Here is a 14,608-nt window from a genome sequence, read left to right as displayed (position 1 = left end):
GGCCGCGGACTGGTCACCGCCTTGGCTGCGCTCCCGGTCGCTTATCGTCGCGTCGCCTGATCGACTATCTCCACTTCGAAATGCGGCTAACGTGGTCACATCGCATTCCCGCGCCGAAGCATGCCTCGCCTCAAGCCAGGTGAGACCCGCACACTTGGCATCCGCCTCCACATCGTTACGCTGGAGGAATGCAACTCACCCGGCCTCAAGCAGAAAATCTCGCGCGCGACGGGATGGCCGCGCTCCGCAACGGTAACGCGGCACGCGCCTATGAAATGCTGTCCCTTCTACGCGACGGGGCACCGGGCATGCCCGCGCCGTGGTTCCTGATCGCACAAGCCGCGCAGTCGCTCGGCCGCGACGACGAGGCGGAAACCGCGCTGGTGCATTTCCTGGCAGCAGAACCACGCCACCTGGCTGCGCTGTTGACGATGGCCGCGCTGAAGGTCCGACGCGGCGACGAGCGCGCGGCGCAATCCTTTTATCGCACCGCGCTGAACGTCGCCACGCTGCCGAATGCCACGATAGCGCCCGTCCTGGTGCCGATGCTGAAGGCCGGTGAAGCGTTCCTGGCGGATTGCGCGAAACGGTTTGCCGCACATCTCGGCGATGCGCTGGCGGGGACTGGTCTTGCCGCTGGCGTATCAGGAGGGCGTACGCGGTACGCGCTCGACCTGCTGCTCGGACGGCGCGAACTGTATCTGCAACAGCCTTCGATGTTCTATTTTCCCGGGCTTGCGCAGCGTGCGTTCTTCGAGCGCGACGAGTTCGCGTGGGTTGCCGCCATCGAGGCCGCGACCGCAGACATGCGTGCCGAACTCGAAAGCGTCGTCGCGGCCGAGAAGGGCTTTGCGCCCTATGTCCAATCGACGCCAGACCGCCCCGCGCCGGCCAACCCGTTGCTCGACGATCCAAGCTGGAGCGCGTTCCAGTTATGGCGCGGTGGCGAGCGCGTGGAACCCAACGCATCCTCCTGTCCGCATACCATGGCCGCACTCGAGCAAGCACCGATCCCGATCATCGCGGGTCGCTCGCCGATGGCGATCTTCTCGCTGCTGAAGCCGGGCACGCACATTCGGCCGCATCACGGGATGCTCAACACGCGGCTGATCTGTCATCTGCCGCTGATCGCACCCGAAGGATGCGCGCTGCGGGTCGGGGCCGAAACGCGCGCGTGGCGGGCCGGCGAGATGCTGATTTTCGACGATTCGTTCGAGCATGAGGCGTGGAACCGCGGCACGGAAACCCGGATCGTCCTGCTGTTCGAGGTTTGGCGGCCCGAACTGACCGCCGACGAACGCGCCGCGCTGACAGATATCTTCGAGGCCATCGACACCTATCAAGGCGTGGCGATCGACACGGGCTGAGCATATCCCTGCGGGCCGCCCGTCGGCACCGGCTTCAGTCTGCAACGTCTCCGCTATTGCCGAGCTTGTTGCCGAGAGAACCGAACAGGCGGCGCAGCATGGCCGTCTCGTCAGCCGTCAGATGGGGATTCCAGACATCGACGATCAGGACGGCCCGGATAGTGTCGCTGTCGTTCCAGGCCTCGTGCTCGATCGTATCGTCGAAAACGAACGCCTCGCCGACGCGCCATTCGCGGGTCTCGCCGCCGACGCGGAAACCGCATTTGTCGGGGACGATCAGCGGCAGGTGCACGACCGAACGAATGTTGCTGACCCCCGTGTGCGGCGGCAAATGCGTGCCAGGTTTGAGGACCGAAAAGAATGCGGTCGGTGCGCGGCCGGGAATATCCGCCAGCGGCAACGCATCGAGAATCGCCGCGGTCTGCGGACACCGCGCGCAGACCGCGTCGTCGCGGACCCCGTAGCGCCACAGATAGCGTGCGCTCCACTGGTCCGAGCGATCGAACGGACTCCACAGATTGGCCGGCGTGCCGAGCGGCATCGTCACGTAAGGTGAGAAGCCCGCCGACGGTTCGGCGAGCAGCGCGTCCAGTTCGGCGCGAATAACGGGTGTCGCCGCCTCGAAATCCGCCAACCAGGCGAAATGGTCGCGCGCGAAGAACTCGTCGGCCGGGAGGAACGGGAAATGCATCCCGTGCGGTGCGGGTGCGTAGATCGTCCGACGCCCCAGCATCGCATCGACGCAGGCATCGAACCGGCGGCGCTGTGCGGGGCTCACACCCGCCCGCAATGGCTGCATCGCGGCATCGACATCGTCCGACAGCGCGCGCGCGTGGAAGGCGATCCGCTCCGATGCACGCGCCAGCAGTTGATCGAGCGGTGGCGATCGATCGGCTATCGATTGGACGATCGTCGCCACCCCGCCCCAGCGAAACGCCGCCTGCGCCGCATCGCCGGTCCGGTCGTGCAGTTCGGCAAGGCGCACGTTCGCCATCAGGTTGCGCTGGTCGAGCGCCAGCGCGCGCTCCAGCGCAGTCCGCTCCGCCGTCGCATCGCCCAACCCGCGATGCGCGCTCGCCAGGTTCATCCACAGCGGCGCGGCGGCGGGATCGGCATTTGCCGCACGTGCGAAAAACTCGGCGGCGGCCTGGTCGTCCCGCCCCAGCGCGGCCATTCCCAGCGCGTTGAGCGCGACGGGATGATCTGGCGCGATCGCCAGGATCTCCCGGTACGCCGCCCCCGACCGCGCGGCATCGCCCGACCGGTGTGCCTGGTCGCCGTCACGCAGCAGCGCGTCGACCCGTTGTGCCAGTTGACTGCTCACGCCGATCGCCAAGCGCGCTTATTGACCGCCCATCGCCGCGCGATCGACCACATCCTGGCCCGCCGCGCGCCCCTCCTGGGCGAGCCGGTTCCATTCGGCACGCGTATGGCATTCGCGTCGGGTCTCGACCAGCGAGCCTGACGGTGCGGAGCGTTTGCAGATCGGCCGCTCCGGCTTGGCAACCGCCTTCGCCGGTGCCGCCGGTTCGGGTTGCTGCGCGACTACAGAGGATGTCGCGATGACAATCGTCGCCAGACCAAACGCAATCCGCTTCATCATCGCATAACCTCCCGGGCATCGTGTTCTTCGCAGTATCATGCCGCATTCGCCCGCGGGCACAATCGGAAATCGCACGATCGCGCCTCGCAGGTGGCGATCAGCGCCGTGATATGCGATCCCTTTGCCGCATGAGCATCTCTGCGCCATATCCTTCGACTAATAACATAGGCGCCGGCACGCTCCCCGCCGCTCGGATCGCCGACCCGCAATGGCTCGCGCATCGCTACGATCCCGGTCACGACGCAGTTCACCTGATCGCCGCGGACCGCACCATGCGAAGTGCTGCGACGTTCCTGACCGATGAATTCCTGCCGACTGCGGCAGCGCCGGTCGTGGTCCCCCGCCAGCAGGCGATCGCCATGATCCCGCGGATCGATCCGGTTCATTTCATCTTCCACTCGGCCTATTGCTGTTCGACCCTACTCGCGCAGGTCCTCGACCGTGCAGGACTTGCGTCGACGCTGAAGGAACCGCTGATTCTCAACGACCTTGTCGGCTGGCGCCACCGCGGCGGCAACCCGGCACAGGTCGCCGACCGGCTCGACAGCGCACTCACGCTGCTGTCGCGCGCATTCGTGCCGGGCGAGGCGGTGATCGTGAAGCCGTCCAACGTGGTCAATGCACTGGCTCCGACGATGATGACGCTTCGTCCAGAGGCACAGGCGGTGCTCCTGTACGCGCCACTGCGGGTCTTCCTCACGTCGATCGCGCGCAAGGGCATGTGGGGGCGTTTGTGGGTACGCGAGTTGCTTGCCAAACAGCTGGCGGACGGCATGGTCGACCTTGGATTCACGCCGGAGGATTATTTCAGGCTGACCGACCTGCAGGTCGCGGCGGTCGGCTGGATCGCGCAGGCCGACCTGTTCGCCGCGCTCGCGTCGCGGTTTCCGGGACGCGTGCGATCGTTGCAGAGCGAGACACTGCTTGCCGCGCCCCGCCCGGCGCTGGCCGCGCTCTGTACCCTGTTCGGCTTGGCCGACGATCCCGCGACGATCGACGCGTTGGCGGCAAGCGAGGCGTTCGGGCGCAACGCCAAGGACGGCAAGGCGTACCGTGCTGCCGACCGCACGCGCGAACAGATCGACGGTGCGGCATTCCATGCCGAGGAAATCGACAAGGTGCTGGCCTGGGCCGAAGCGGTCGCCCGCGGGGCCGGCGTAGCACTCGATCCACCCGCGCCGCAGCTCGACTGAGCACAAATCGGCGCGGAAGGTGTACGCCGCCGATGGCCGGGATCCTGCGTACCCCGTCACGTCAAACTGACGCAGCGTCCTCCTTCGCGCCAACCAGCCGACCCCGCGGCACGAAGGTTGCGACCCCATTCACGACCCCCACAGGCAAAAAGGGCGACTCCGAAGAGCCGCCCCAAGATCGGATCGTCGCGATCCTAGAAGTGCAGTCGTGCCCCGACCGCAAACCGACGGCCCAGCGCGTCGTACGTCGACGGATAGGTGTTGCCGCTGTTGTACGAGGTCGAACCAACAGTCGAACCAACGATCGGCGGCTCCTTGTCGAGCAGGTTCTGAACCGTGACGGTGAAGTCGAAGTTCTCTGCAACGGCGATACGCGTGGTCAGATCGAAATAGTCGTGCGCCTTGATGCGACCGAAGTTGACCGTGTCGCCGCCGAACGTACCTGCGAATGCAGGACCGCTACCGTCCGTCACGTCGTAAGGCTCTTGCTTAACACCTTCGATATGGCGCCACATGAGCGATACATCGACGCTGTCGGCAAACGTGAAGGTCGCCCGGGTATTCCAATAGAACTCCGGCTGGATCGATGCGCAGCTGACCGAATAATAGCCGGTGCATTCGCGGTTGATCGAGGTTGGCGTTGCTTGGAACTTGGAGTCATGCGTCCAGTTGCCTTGGAACGACAATGCCATCTTCGCAAATCCGATATCGCGACGATAATTGATGCCGAGATCGATACCGTCCGTCTTGATCTGGCCAAGGTTGGACAGCGGCGAGAACAGGCCGGGAGTAGTGGCGCTATCGCCGTAGAGATTGCCCGTCGCCGGATTACGGCGAATGACAGTGCAGGCAGCTGAAGTTGCGCTAGCCGCGCTCAAGGAAGGACCAAAGCAGGCGTTGATCGCATCGTCAGGCGTCTGGCTCGAAATCGCGCCCTTCACCTTGATGTTGTAGTAATCGACCGTGACCGAGAAACCCGGGATCAGCTGAGTAGGCTGGAGAACAACACCAAACGTGTACGAGTCGGACTTTTCCGGCCGGACGTTGAGGTTTCCGCCGGTCGTGACGTTCGGCTGACCAGCAGGATCCGCTTGGATCGTCCCGATCGTGCTGACCGGTGCGCCCTGCGCTACGCAGACGTTGCGCAACACGACGTTCGAAACAGGCGCGGTCCCAGCGCATGGATCGGTCGCCAGATTGGTCAGTCCGGTGGTCAGCGGTGAGAACAGTTCGCTGATGTTCGGAGCGCGAACCGCACGCTGATAGTTCCCACGCAGCTTTACGCCGACAACTGGCTCCCAGCTACCACCAGCCTTGTAGGTCGTCGTATTGTAGGTCGGCGAGGTGGGAACGAGCACCTTATAGTGCGAATAGCGCCCACCGACTTCCAACGTCAAACTTTGGAAGAAAGGCTTATCCTGGACGAGCGGCGCAATGATTTCGCCGAAACCCTCGACAACCTCATACCCGCCATCGACATTCGGAGCAGCACCACCGGCGCCACCGAGTTCGCCAGCCGTTTGAGCCAGCGTATCCGAGCGCTGCGACGCACGATATTTACGATATTCGGAACCGGCCGCGAAACCGACCGAGTCGGTTGCGAACGGCGATGCGAAGCCGAAGTCGCCGTTCAATACTGCACGAGCCTGAGCAAGCGATGTCTTGATCGTCGTGGTGCTCTCGCCGAGCAGGTAGGGAACCTGCGCTGGCGTGAGCGTCCCCTCCGCGCCGAACAGGTTAACGGGAACGCAACCCGTCCCTGCACCGAGCGCAGCACCCCCGGGAGCGCCAGCCAGGCAGGTCGTGGTGTTTGTAGCATACGCTGCCGAGCGCAAGCGCGACGTCAGGACGTAGCCCTGCAGCGTCTGCGTGTTCTCGGATTCACCGTAACCACCCGACACGTCCAGCTTGATGCCCTCGGTGATGCCCAGCTTAACGCCGGCTCGATAATCGAAAATCGTGGTTTGGAAGTTTGAGATACGCGGACCGACTTCTGGAGTACGACGCGACAGGGTCGTCGTCGCAGTCCGGAAGTTTGGATCCGTCGGGCTTGTCGCGATCGCGGCGGCCGCGCATTCCGTTGGTGTAAAGCGCGGCGTATAAGTAGTTTGAGCGGCAACCGAAGCACCAGCTGCAGTTACGCCGAGCGTTGTCGGTGCAATGTTGGCAGCGCAGAGCTGAGTACGGAGCGCGGCAGGCAGGTACGGATTGCTGAGGGGCACAACCAGCTGCGAGCCGAACGAACCCGATGGCGCCACGATGGTCTGCACGGTGTTCTTCGAGAACAGGCCGCGCGTATAGACCTCAATGTTGTCGGAAACGTCGTAGTGCGCCGCACCGTACATGTTGAAACGCTCGAACGGCGTCTGGAAGATGTTGTACGGGTTGAAATTGAACGGCGCATAAGCTGCAACGGCCTGCCCGTTCGAGCCAATCTGGCTGTTTCCACGATTGGCCATGCCGCCTGGGTTCAACGCGAGAATGGGAACGCCTGCTGCCGTCGTTCCGGTCTGGACATATAGCGGCGCCGTGTTGGCGATGCCGTTCACCAGCGTCCGAGTACCGGTAAGGCTTGCGGGGACCGAAGTACCCGAACCGCCGAGTGCACCGCTGAACGAGTTCACGTTGTTGATCGAGTAGTCACGATCGCCTTGATAGACGGGGTCTGACTGTTGATAGCCGACCGAGAATACCGCGTTGCCGCGACCGTCGTCGAAGTTCGCTCCGATCGTGATGTCGCCGCGGAAGTACGAACCGTCGCCACGCTCGGTGATCTGGTTCGAGACCGATGCGTCAAGGCCCGAGAAGTCCGAGCGGGTGATGAAGTTGACGACGCCTGCAACTGCGTCGGCGCCGTATGTTGTCGCTGCGCCGCCGGTCAGCGTGTCGACACGCTCGACGAGTGCGAGCGGGATGTTGTTGAGATCGACGCGACCGACCAAGCCCGATGGTGCCAGACGGTTGCCATCGAGCAGCACGACGTTACGGAACGAACCAAGGCCGCGAAGATCGACGTAGGATGCGCCGCCGTTGCCGTTGTTCACGGCCGAACCGATGCTCGGCACGGCACCTGGAAGGGTGCGCAGGATGTCTTCGGCAGTGTTCGACTGGCGAAGCTGGATTTCCTCCTGGCCGATGACCTGAACCGGCGCCGATGCGATCAGCGCCGGATTCTTGATCAGCGAGCCGGTGACGACGATGTCGCCCTGGCTGTTCTCGGTGGTCGGCGCCGCTTCGGACGTCGTCATGCCGACTTCGCCCTGGGCATTCGCGCCCGGCGTGGTTGCTTGGGTCGCGGTCGCGCCCCCAGCGCGAATCCCCGAATTGTCACCCTGGACTTGCGCGAACGCTGGCGTGGCAAGCGTCGCCGCTCCCATGAGCAGCGTGGTCGCAAGCAGGTGTGCACGAGCAGCAGATGTCATATTAGCCCCCTTGTTGCCGGCGTATCGCCGTGCATTTGCCCCCGGAAAAAGAACCGGCTCTGGGAGGGGTGTATCGATCGCTATTACCGCACCGCAATGAATATCGTCGATTCGGACCTTTTGAGTTCCGTTTGCGACATTAGCGTGACATAAGCGCAACATAGTGTCCCCCGCCGGTCTCGGCCGATAGATTCTTTCCTTTATTCGTCTCGAGGTAGTCCAATGCGTGATTTGCGTGCCTATTGCGTTCCGTTTGCACTCCTCGCTCTGGCGGGCGTCTCCTGCGGTGAACCGGCAACCGCCGCCCCCGATCGGACCTCGTCGCGAACATTGGACGTTCTTGCGGAATGCCAGCAGGTTGCGACCGATGCTGCTCGGCTGTCGTGCTTCGACGCAGCCGCTCGCGAGATAGCGAGCGCGCGCAAGTCCGGCAGTTTGCTGGCGCTGGACCGCGCGGCCGTCGTCGAGCGTAAACAGCAGCGGTTCGGGCTCGCAGATGCGGCAAAAAACCCCCTTGGCGGCGGCGAGGCCGACCGGCTCACGAGGGTTACCGAGGTGAAGACGACGATCACCGGTGTAAGGGCGTCAAGTTACGCGCGTTTCCTAATCCAGCTGGCCAACAATACGGCGTGGGAGACGATCGAGCCTCTGACGCTCGCACCGCGCCCCGGCACCGCGGTCATCATCAAGCAGTCTGGTTTCGGCGGGTTCAAAGCGTTGATCGACGGCGAACGACCGGTTTTGGTGAAGCGTCAGCGCTAGTGACTGTGGCAAAATAAGCCCAAGCGCGTCTCTTGGATTTCACTGCCCGAGCTAGCAGGTACGAACCCGCGATCACGGACGATTTCGGCCCGCTACGGAAGCCGGGCGGCCGCGGCGCGAGGTCTTTGAACGGCGTAGTCACGACACCGGCTTGCCGCAGGACAGCCACGCGTTAAGCAGGGGCAACCGCTGTTCTGCCGGAGCCCCCGATGCGTCTTACCGTCACCGCCGCCCTTCTCCTCGCGACCGCCGTGCCTGCGTCCGCGCAGACGCTTCACCAATATGGCGGGCTCGCGCTGTCCCCCGCCGGCGATCGCACCGCGACCATTGAAAGCAGCGGCGCGCACGGTGTCATAACCCTCCGCAGCGTCGCCGACGGGCACGTGCTGCGGACGATCGATCCTTGTGCGACGTGCAGCTATGCGGGGCTGACCTTCGCGCCCAACGGCGACCTGATATTCCTGGTCCGCGACACCGCGGCGGGTAACGTCAGGCTCACCTATGCCGACGCCAAGGCGACGCGCACCGTCGCGACCATCGCCGGTATCGCGCAGACGCCGCGCGTGTCGCCCGACGGCAAGCGGATCGCGCTGCTGGTGACGCTCGGCGCGGCCAAGGAATCGGGCGCGACGCAGGCCGGCGTCAGGATGATCGGCGAGATCGACGAGAAGAGCGACGAGCAACGCCTCGCCGTGTTCGATATCGCCAAGGCGACGACGACGGTGACGCCACTGTCGCCTGCGGGTCGCTACGTCTACGAATATGACTGGACGCCCGATGGCCGCGGGTTCGTCGCGACGACCGCGCTCGGCAATGGCGACAACAATTGGTGGGTGGCGACGCTCGACGCGATCGACGCGCAGACCGGCGCGGTCCGATCGATCGCCAAGCCGACGACGCAGATCAACCAGCCGCGTGTGTCCCCCGACGGCCGCACCGTCGCCTATGTGGGCGGCCTGATGAGCGATTTCGGCTCGATCGGCGGCGACGTCTTCACGGTCGGGCTGGAGGGCGGCACGCCGCGCAACGTCACCGGCGGCGCCAAGTCGACGGTGACGACGATCGCCTGGACCCGCGGTGGCCTGCGCACGGTGACGCTGGCCGGCGACCAGATGCAGTTCGGCACGCTCACCCCCGGCCAACCGGTGGTGCCGGGCTTTGCCAAGCCGGCAAGCTCGAGCGCAGGCGATGGCCGTGCCGTGTTCTCCGCGGACGGGCGGATTGCTGCCGGCGTGGTCCAGGATTACGAGCACGCACCGGCGATCTACGCAGGTCCGCTCGCCCCTCAGGGACAGGGCGTGAAGCAGATCACGCACGACAACGACGCGATGCCCGCGCTTGCCACAGCACGTAGCATCAGCTGGAAGAACGAAGGCTTCGACGTTCAGGGCTGGCTCCTCGCGCCCCGCCCAACCTCGGGCACCGCGCCGGCCGGCAAGGCGCCGATGATCACGATCGTCCACGGCGGCCCATCGGCGGCCTCGACGCCCGGCTATCTCTACCCGACCTCGCTCAACGCCGCTTTGGTCAAGGCGGGCTATTACGTCTTCCTGCCCAATCCGCGCGGCAGTTACGGCCAAGGCGAGGCATTCACCGCCGCGAACAAGCGCGACTTCGGCGGTGGCGACCTGCGCGACGTACTGGCCGGCGTCGATGCGGTCGAACGCGTCGCCCCGGTCGACGACAAGCGCCTCGGCCTTGGCGGGTGCAGCTATGGCGGGTTCATGGCGATGTGGGCCAACACGCAGACCAACCGCTTCAAGGGCATCGTCGCGGGCGCCGGCCTGTCGAACTGGGTCAGCTATTACGGCACCAACGGCATCGACCAGTGGCTGCTGCCGTTCTTCGGCAAGTCGATGTACGACGACATGAAGGCGTATGAGGACGTCTCCGCGATCTATCACGCGAAGACCGCCCGGACGCCGACGTTCATCTATGTCGGCGAGCGCGATATCGAGGTGCCGCCGACCCAGTCGATCGAATGGTGGCACGCGCTGAAGGATCGCAACGTCCCCGTAAGCCTCGTGATCTATCCCGACGCCGGCCACTGCGTGACGGGCCCCGAACAGTCCGCGGACGTCCGCCAGCGGTCGATAGCGTGGTTCGACAAATACGTGAAGAACGCAAAGTAGCGTCTGGGCGGCCGGGGGGCTTCGGGCTAGGCAGGCGCATGCCGCAGAACCGTTATTACCAGGGTCCCCCGTCCGACCATTTCGATGGTCTCCGGTTCTTCAATCCGGGGCAGGCGCCGACCGATCGCGGCCTGAAAGACGTGCTGCGGTGGAAGCTGGCGCCCGGTGTTGCGAAATGGCCGCGCTCGGTGCCGGTCACGCCGGCCAATCCCGACGCGCGCGTCGACGGGATCCGCGTCACGATGATCGGGCACGCCTCGATGCTGATCCAGGTGGCCGGGCTCAACATCCTGACCGACCCGATCTGGTCGGAGCGCGCGAGCCCCGTCTCGTTCGCCGGGCCAAAGCGCGTCGCGGCGCCCGGTGTCGCCTTCGACGACCTGCCGCCGATCGACGTCGTCCTCATCAGCCACTGCCATTACGATCATTTCGACGTCACCACTTTGCGCAGGCTCCAGGTGGCGCATACGCCCCTGTTCGTACTCCCACTCGGCAACGATACGATCCTGCGCGCCGCGGTGCCCGACGCCCGTTGCATCGTCGGCGACTGGTGGGACCGCCTGACGATCGGCGAGGGCATCACCACCACGATCACCCCCGCCTATCACTGGGCGAACCGCTGGCCGAGCGACGTCCGGATGGCTTTATGGGCCGGACACTGGCTCGACACACCCACCGGTGCGATCTGGTTTGCAGGCGATACCGCGTACGGTAATGGCGCGATCTTCGGCCAGATTCGCGAGCGCCTCGGCGCGCCCGACGTCGCGCTGATCCCGATCGGCGCCTACGCCCCGCGCTGGTTCATGGCCGGGCAGCATGTCGATCCCACCGAGGCGGTGCGGATCTTCGACGAGGTCGACGCGAAACAGGCGCTGGGCATTCACTGGGGGACGTTCCAGCTGACCGACGAAGCACGGGACGCGCCGCAAATCGCGCTGGGCGAGGCGCTGGACGCAGCGACGATACCCCGCGAGAAGTTTGTCGCGGCACCACCCGGCGGCGTCTTCGATTTCGGCTGATCGACGGGAGCCGAACCCAGGAACCGAGAAATCTGCCGCTAATGTGAGCCCATCGAACGGTCCAAACGTTATCCACCGATGACAGTACGAACTTTGCGGATGCAGCTCGCTCTGGGTTGCATGCCGGTCCTGGCTCTGGCGCTCGGTGGATTTGCTCCCGCGCCGAAGCCCATCGTCCCAACAAAGGCCGTCGCGGAAGGCCAGCCCCGCTCCGCATCGAAGTCGGCACCAAGGGCAGTTGGCAAGGCCACTCCGACCAAGGCCGCTTGGACTGCGGCAAACATCGCGGCCTTCGATCAAATCCTTGCCGACCGTGCGCGCCACGGCCTCGATCGGGTCGAGTTCCTTCCCGCCCCCGCTGACGGCGCCGCGCCGATCGACGATAGCGCGCGAACCAAGGCGGCACTCGACTATGCCGGCGCACTCGCACAGGGCCGCGTCGACCCCGCCTCGCTGCATCAGGTCTACACGCTGCCCCGCCCCAAGGTCGACCTTACCACCGGGCTGTCGCGGGCGCTGGCCAAGGGCGATCTCGTCGCATGGTTCGACGGTCTCCCACCGCAGGATGCCGAGTATAAACAACTCTCCGACGCGTATCTCGCGTTCAGCGCCAAGGCGTCGACCGCAACGCCGGTCCAGGCGATCCCCTCCGGCGTCATCCGCGTCGGCAACCGCGACGCGCGTGTCGCCACGATCGTCGAGCAGCTCGCGGAGAGCGGATATCTTCCCTCGTCGACCGACCCGCTCGCCGTAGCGCCCGTACCGACGCCATTTTCGCCGACAGCGACCATGCCGACGACCCCGGCACCAATGATCTACACGCAGGCAATGGCCGAGGCGCTGAAAGGGCTCCAGACCGACTACGGCATCGCCGCAGACGGCGTGGTCGGACCCGAGACGTTGAAGGTGCTGAACCTGGGTGCGGGCGACCGTGCGCGCGCGCTCGCGGTCGGGCTCGAACGGCGGCGGTGGCTGGCGCGAACGCCGCCGCCCACGCGGATCGACGTCAACACCGCCGCCGCACAGCTTCGCTATTACCGCGACGGCACGATGATCGATCGGCGCAAGGTGATCGTCGGCGAACCCGGCCGCGAGACGCCGGCGCTGTCGTCGCCAATCTATCGTCTGGTTGCCAATCCCACCTGGACCGTGCCCAAATCGATCCAGAACGGCGAGATGGCCAATGTCGGCGAGGAGTATCTGACCGCGCACAACATGGTCGTCCGCGATGGCTGGATCGTCCAGCAGCCGGGGCCGAGTAACGCGTTAGGCATGGTCAAGTTCGACATGGCGAACGATCAGGCGATCTATCTTCACGACACCTCCGCGCCGGGCTTGTTCGATCGCAGCCAGCGTCACCTGAGCCATGGTTGCGTCCGCGTCGAGGATGCGTTGGGGTTCGCGCGGATCCTCGCGGAGGACGAAGGCGTCGGCGAGGCATGGCAGACGGCGCAGGATTCGGGCGAGACGAGCTTCGTGCCCCTGCCCCGCCGCATCCCGGTCCGGCTGCTCTACCACAACGTCTATGTCGACGATGCCGGCAAGATCGCGTTTCGGACCGATCCTTACGGTTGGAACGATCCGATCGCGGAGCAACTCGGCTTCGCCAAGGCATCCGCCAAACGCGCCGAGGCGCAGGCGATCGATATCGGGCCCTAAGGGACTTTCGGCGTTGCGGGCATCGCGAACGTCTTCGACAACCCGTGGTACAGCTTCTCGCGGCAGACCCATTGGCTGGCCGCATCGGCGATGAACGCGGTTGCGAACATCGGCAGCATCAGCCCGCGGCTGGCGGTCGTCTCCGACAGGATGATGACCGCAGTCAGCGGCGCGCGGACGACACCCGCGAAATACGCGACCATCCCCAGGATCACGATCGCGCTTGCGGGTTCGCCGGGAAACACTTCGCGGAGCAAGTTGCCGACCCCGGCCCCGACGGCGAGCGACGGCGCGAAGATTCCGCCGGGCAACCCCGCGATCGCGGTCGCGGCGGTCGCGACGAACTTCGCGGGTCCGAACCACAAGGGTGCATCGACACCGACGATCATCGCGCGCGCCGCGGAATAGCCCGTTCCCCAGGTCAGGCCGGTGAACACGCCCAGCACCGCGACGACCGCACCGCACGCTCCCGCGAACTTGACCGGGTTGGCGCGGGTCCAGGTCGTCATGCGGTTGCGGCTCTGCGCCATTGCCAGCAACGTGTGGGAAAACAGGCCGCCCGCCATCCCGCCGGCGATTCCCGCAACCGGCGCTACCAGCAGCGCCGACAGCAACGGCATATGCGCGCCGATCGCACCGAAATAGATGTAGTCGCCCTGCACCGACTGCGCGACCATCCCGGCGATGACGATCGCGGCGAGGACCAGCAGCGTCACGCGCTGCTCATACGCCGACGCCAGTTCCTCGATCGCGAACAACAGCCCGGCGAGCGGTGTGTTGAACGCGGCTGCGACCCCCGCCGCGCCACCGGCGATCAGCACGCCGCCCCGCAACGGCACGCGGACCAGCCGGTGCGTCGCGCCCATCACCGCCGCGGCAAGCTGGACGGTCGGCCCCTCGCGCCCGACCGACGCGCCGCCCAGCACCGCGCCGATCGTCAGCACGGCCTTGGCGGCGACGGTCCGCGGCGAGATCAGCGTCCGCGTCGCCTCGTTCGGATCGGCCTGTGCCGCGATCACCTGCGGAATACCTGATCCCCGCGCGAACGGCGCGTACCGCCGGGTCAGCCAGACCAGTGCCATGAACGTCAGCGGCGTCGTCAACAGCGGCAGCCAGTGCCAGCTCTGCGCGTACCCGGCGAACACCCCCGCCGCCCAATCCGCCGCTTCGGCGAACAGCGTCGCGACGACGCCGATCAGGATCGCGCCCGTCAGGATCGCCGCACGAGTGCGGAACTGCACGGACCGTGGCCCCCGTGCACGCAGCAACGCACGGTACCGCGACGGCGTCCAGCGTTTCGCCGGCATAAGATGATCGAAGAGCCCAGGCATGATGTCGATCTAGTTCATGCCGCCCGCCACGTCACCCGCCCCATCACCCGCCTGCGTCACCCGCCTGCAACCTGGCGGCGCGCAGGCCTTGGCGGCCCGGTAAGCGATTGACATCGTCCC

At 65.6% G+C, this 14,608-nt stretch carries 10 protein-coding genes; 6 read left to right on the top strand and 4 right to left on the bottom strand.

Features of this window, described 5'->3' with window-relative positions:
- Positions 1 to 188 precede the first annotated feature (188 nt).
- On the top strand, positions 189 to 1,367 hold the full coding sequence (locus AC59GX_RS05915) for an aspartyl/asparaginyl beta-hydroxylase domain-containing protein (protein ID WP_426280587.1): 1,179 nt from the start codon (positions 189 to 191) through the stop codon (positions 1,365 to 1,367).
- A gap of 34 nt (positions 1,368 to 1,401) precedes the next feature.
- Here AC59GX_RS05915 and AC59GX_RS05910 read toward each other — a convergent pair whose 3' ends face one another.
- Together AC59GX_RS05910 and AC59GX_RS05905 are read right to left on the bottom strand one after the other, a co-directional pair.
- A complete protein-coding gene (locus AC59GX_RS05910; protein ID WP_426280588.1) occupies positions 1,402 to 2,691 on the bottom strand; it encodes an aspartyl/asparaginyl beta-hydroxylase domain-containing protein in 1,290 nt (429 codons plus the stop codon).
- An 18-nt stretch (positions 2,692 to 2,709) separates the two neighbouring features.
- Positions 2,710 to 2,970, bottom strand: coding sequence for a hypothetical protein (locus AC59GX_RS05905; RefSeq protein ID WP_426280590.1), 261 nt, complete (start codon positions 2,968 to 2,970; stop codon positions 2,710 to 2,712).
- A gap of 128 nt (positions 2,971 to 3,098) precedes the next feature.
- Here AC59GX_RS05905 and AC59GX_RS05900 point away from each other — a divergent pair, with 128 nt between their 5' ends.
- Positions 3,099 to 4,163 (top strand): hypothetical protein, encoded by a 1,065-nt coding sequence (locus tag AC59GX_RS05900; RefSeq protein ID WP_497301210.1) that lies wholly within the window; start codon positions 3,099 to 3,101, stop codon positions 4,161 to 4,163.
- Between the two features lie 194 nt (positions 4,164 to 4,357).
- On the opposite strand, the gene AC59GX_RS05895 is transcribed toward AC59GX_RS05900, so the two are convergent.
- On the bottom strand, positions 4,358 to 7,585 hold the full coding sequence (locus AC59GX_RS05895) for a TonB-dependent receptor domain-containing protein (RefSeq protein ID WP_426280592.1): 3,228 nt from the start codon (positions 7,583 to 7,585) through the stop codon (positions 4,358 to 4,360).
- A 222-nt stretch (positions 7,586 to 7,807) separates the two neighbouring features.
- Between AC59GX_RS05895 and AC59GX_RS05890 the strand changes: the two genes are divergently transcribed.
- The 4 genes from AC59GX_RS05890 to AC59GX_RS05875 all read left to right on the top strand — a co-directional run bounded on the left by AC59GX_RS05890 (position 7,808) and on the right by AC59GX_RS05875 (position 13,157).
- Positions 7,808 to 8,347 (top strand): hypothetical protein, encoded by a 540-nt coding sequence (locus tag AC59GX_RS05890; protein WP_497301209.1) that lies wholly within the window; start codon positions 7,808 to 7,810, stop codon positions 8,345 to 8,347.
- 209 nt (positions 8,348 to 8,556) lie between these two features.
- Positions 8,557 to 10,479 carry a S9 family peptidase gene (locus AC59GX_RS05885; RefSeq protein ID WP_426280595.1) on the top strand — a complete coding sequence of 641 codons (1,923 nt, stop codon included), beginning with the start codon at positions 8,557 to 8,559 and terminating at the stop codon, positions 10,477 to 10,479.
- A 38-nt stretch (positions 10,480 to 10,517) separates the two neighbouring features.
- On the top strand, positions 10,518 to 11,498 hold the full coding sequence (locus AC59GX_RS05880; RefSeq protein WP_426280597.1) for an MBL fold metallo-hydrolase: 981 nt from the start codon (positions 10,518 to 10,520) through the stop codon (positions 11,496 to 11,498).
- A gap of 78 nt (positions 11,499 to 11,576) precedes the next feature.
- Complete coding sequence (locus tag AC59GX_RS05875) at positions 11,577 to 13,157, top strand: L,D-transpeptidase family protein (RefSeq protein ID WP_426280598.1); 1,581 nt, start codon at positions 11,577 to 11,579, stop codon at positions 13,155 to 13,157.
- Here the strand turns inward: AC59GX_RS05875 and AC59GX_RS05870 are convergent.
- Complete coding sequence (locus AC59GX_RS05870) at positions 13,154 to 14,488, bottom strand: chloride channel protein (protein WP_426280599.1); 1,335 nt, start codon at positions 14,486 to 14,488, stop codon at positions 13,154 to 13,156. The genes AC59GX_RS05875 and AC59GX_RS05870 overlap by 4 nt on opposite strands.
- Between the last annotated feature and the right edge of the window lie 120 nt (positions 14,489 to 14,608).

The sequence above is a fragment of the Sphingomonas sp. 320_CC genome, from assembly GCF_059691795.1.
The sequence above is the reverse complement of the archived record's forward strand: the minus strand, read 5'-3'. Positions and strand labels throughout refer to the sequence as shown.

Excerpts from the sequence above, each read along its gene's own strand:
- AC59GX_RS05915 (WP_426280587.1), top strand. The coding sequence starts at position 189 with ATGCAACTCACCCGGCCTCAAGCAGAAAATCTCGCGCGCGACGGGATG.
- AC59GX_RS05905 (WP_426280590.1), bottom strand. The coding sequence starts at position 2,970 with ATGATGAAGCGGATTGCGTTTGGTCTGGCGACGATTGTCATCGCGACA.
- AC59GX_RS05900 (WP_497301210.1), top strand. The coding sequence starts at position 3,099 with ATGAGCATCTCTGCGCCATATCCTTCGACTAATAACATAGGCGCCGGC.
- AC59GX_RS05895 (WP_426280592.1), bottom strand. The coding sequence starts at position 7,585 with ATGACATCTGCTGCTCGTGCACACCTGCTTGCGACCACGCTGCTCATG.
- AC59GX_RS05890 (WP_497301209.1), top strand. The coding sequence starts at position 7,808 with ATGCGTGATTTGCGTGCCTATTGCGTTCCGTTTGCACTCCTCGCTCTG.
- AC59GX_RS05885 (WP_426280595.1), top strand. The coding sequence starts at position 8,557 with ATGCGTCTTACCGTCACCGCCGCCCTTCTCCTCGCGACCGCCGTGCCT.
- AC59GX_RS05880 (WP_426280597.1), top strand. The coding sequence starts at position 10,518 with ATGCCGCAGAACCGTTATTACCAGGGTCCCCCGTCCGACCATTTCGAT.
- AC59GX_RS05875 (WP_426280598.1), top strand. The coding sequence starts at position 11,577 with ATGACAGTACGAACTTTGCGGATGCAGCTCGCTCTGGGTTGCATGCCG.
- AC59GX_RS05870 (WP_426280599.1), bottom strand. The coding sequence starts at position 14,488 with ATGCCTGGGCTCTTCGATCATCTTATGCCGGCGAAACGCTGGACGCCG.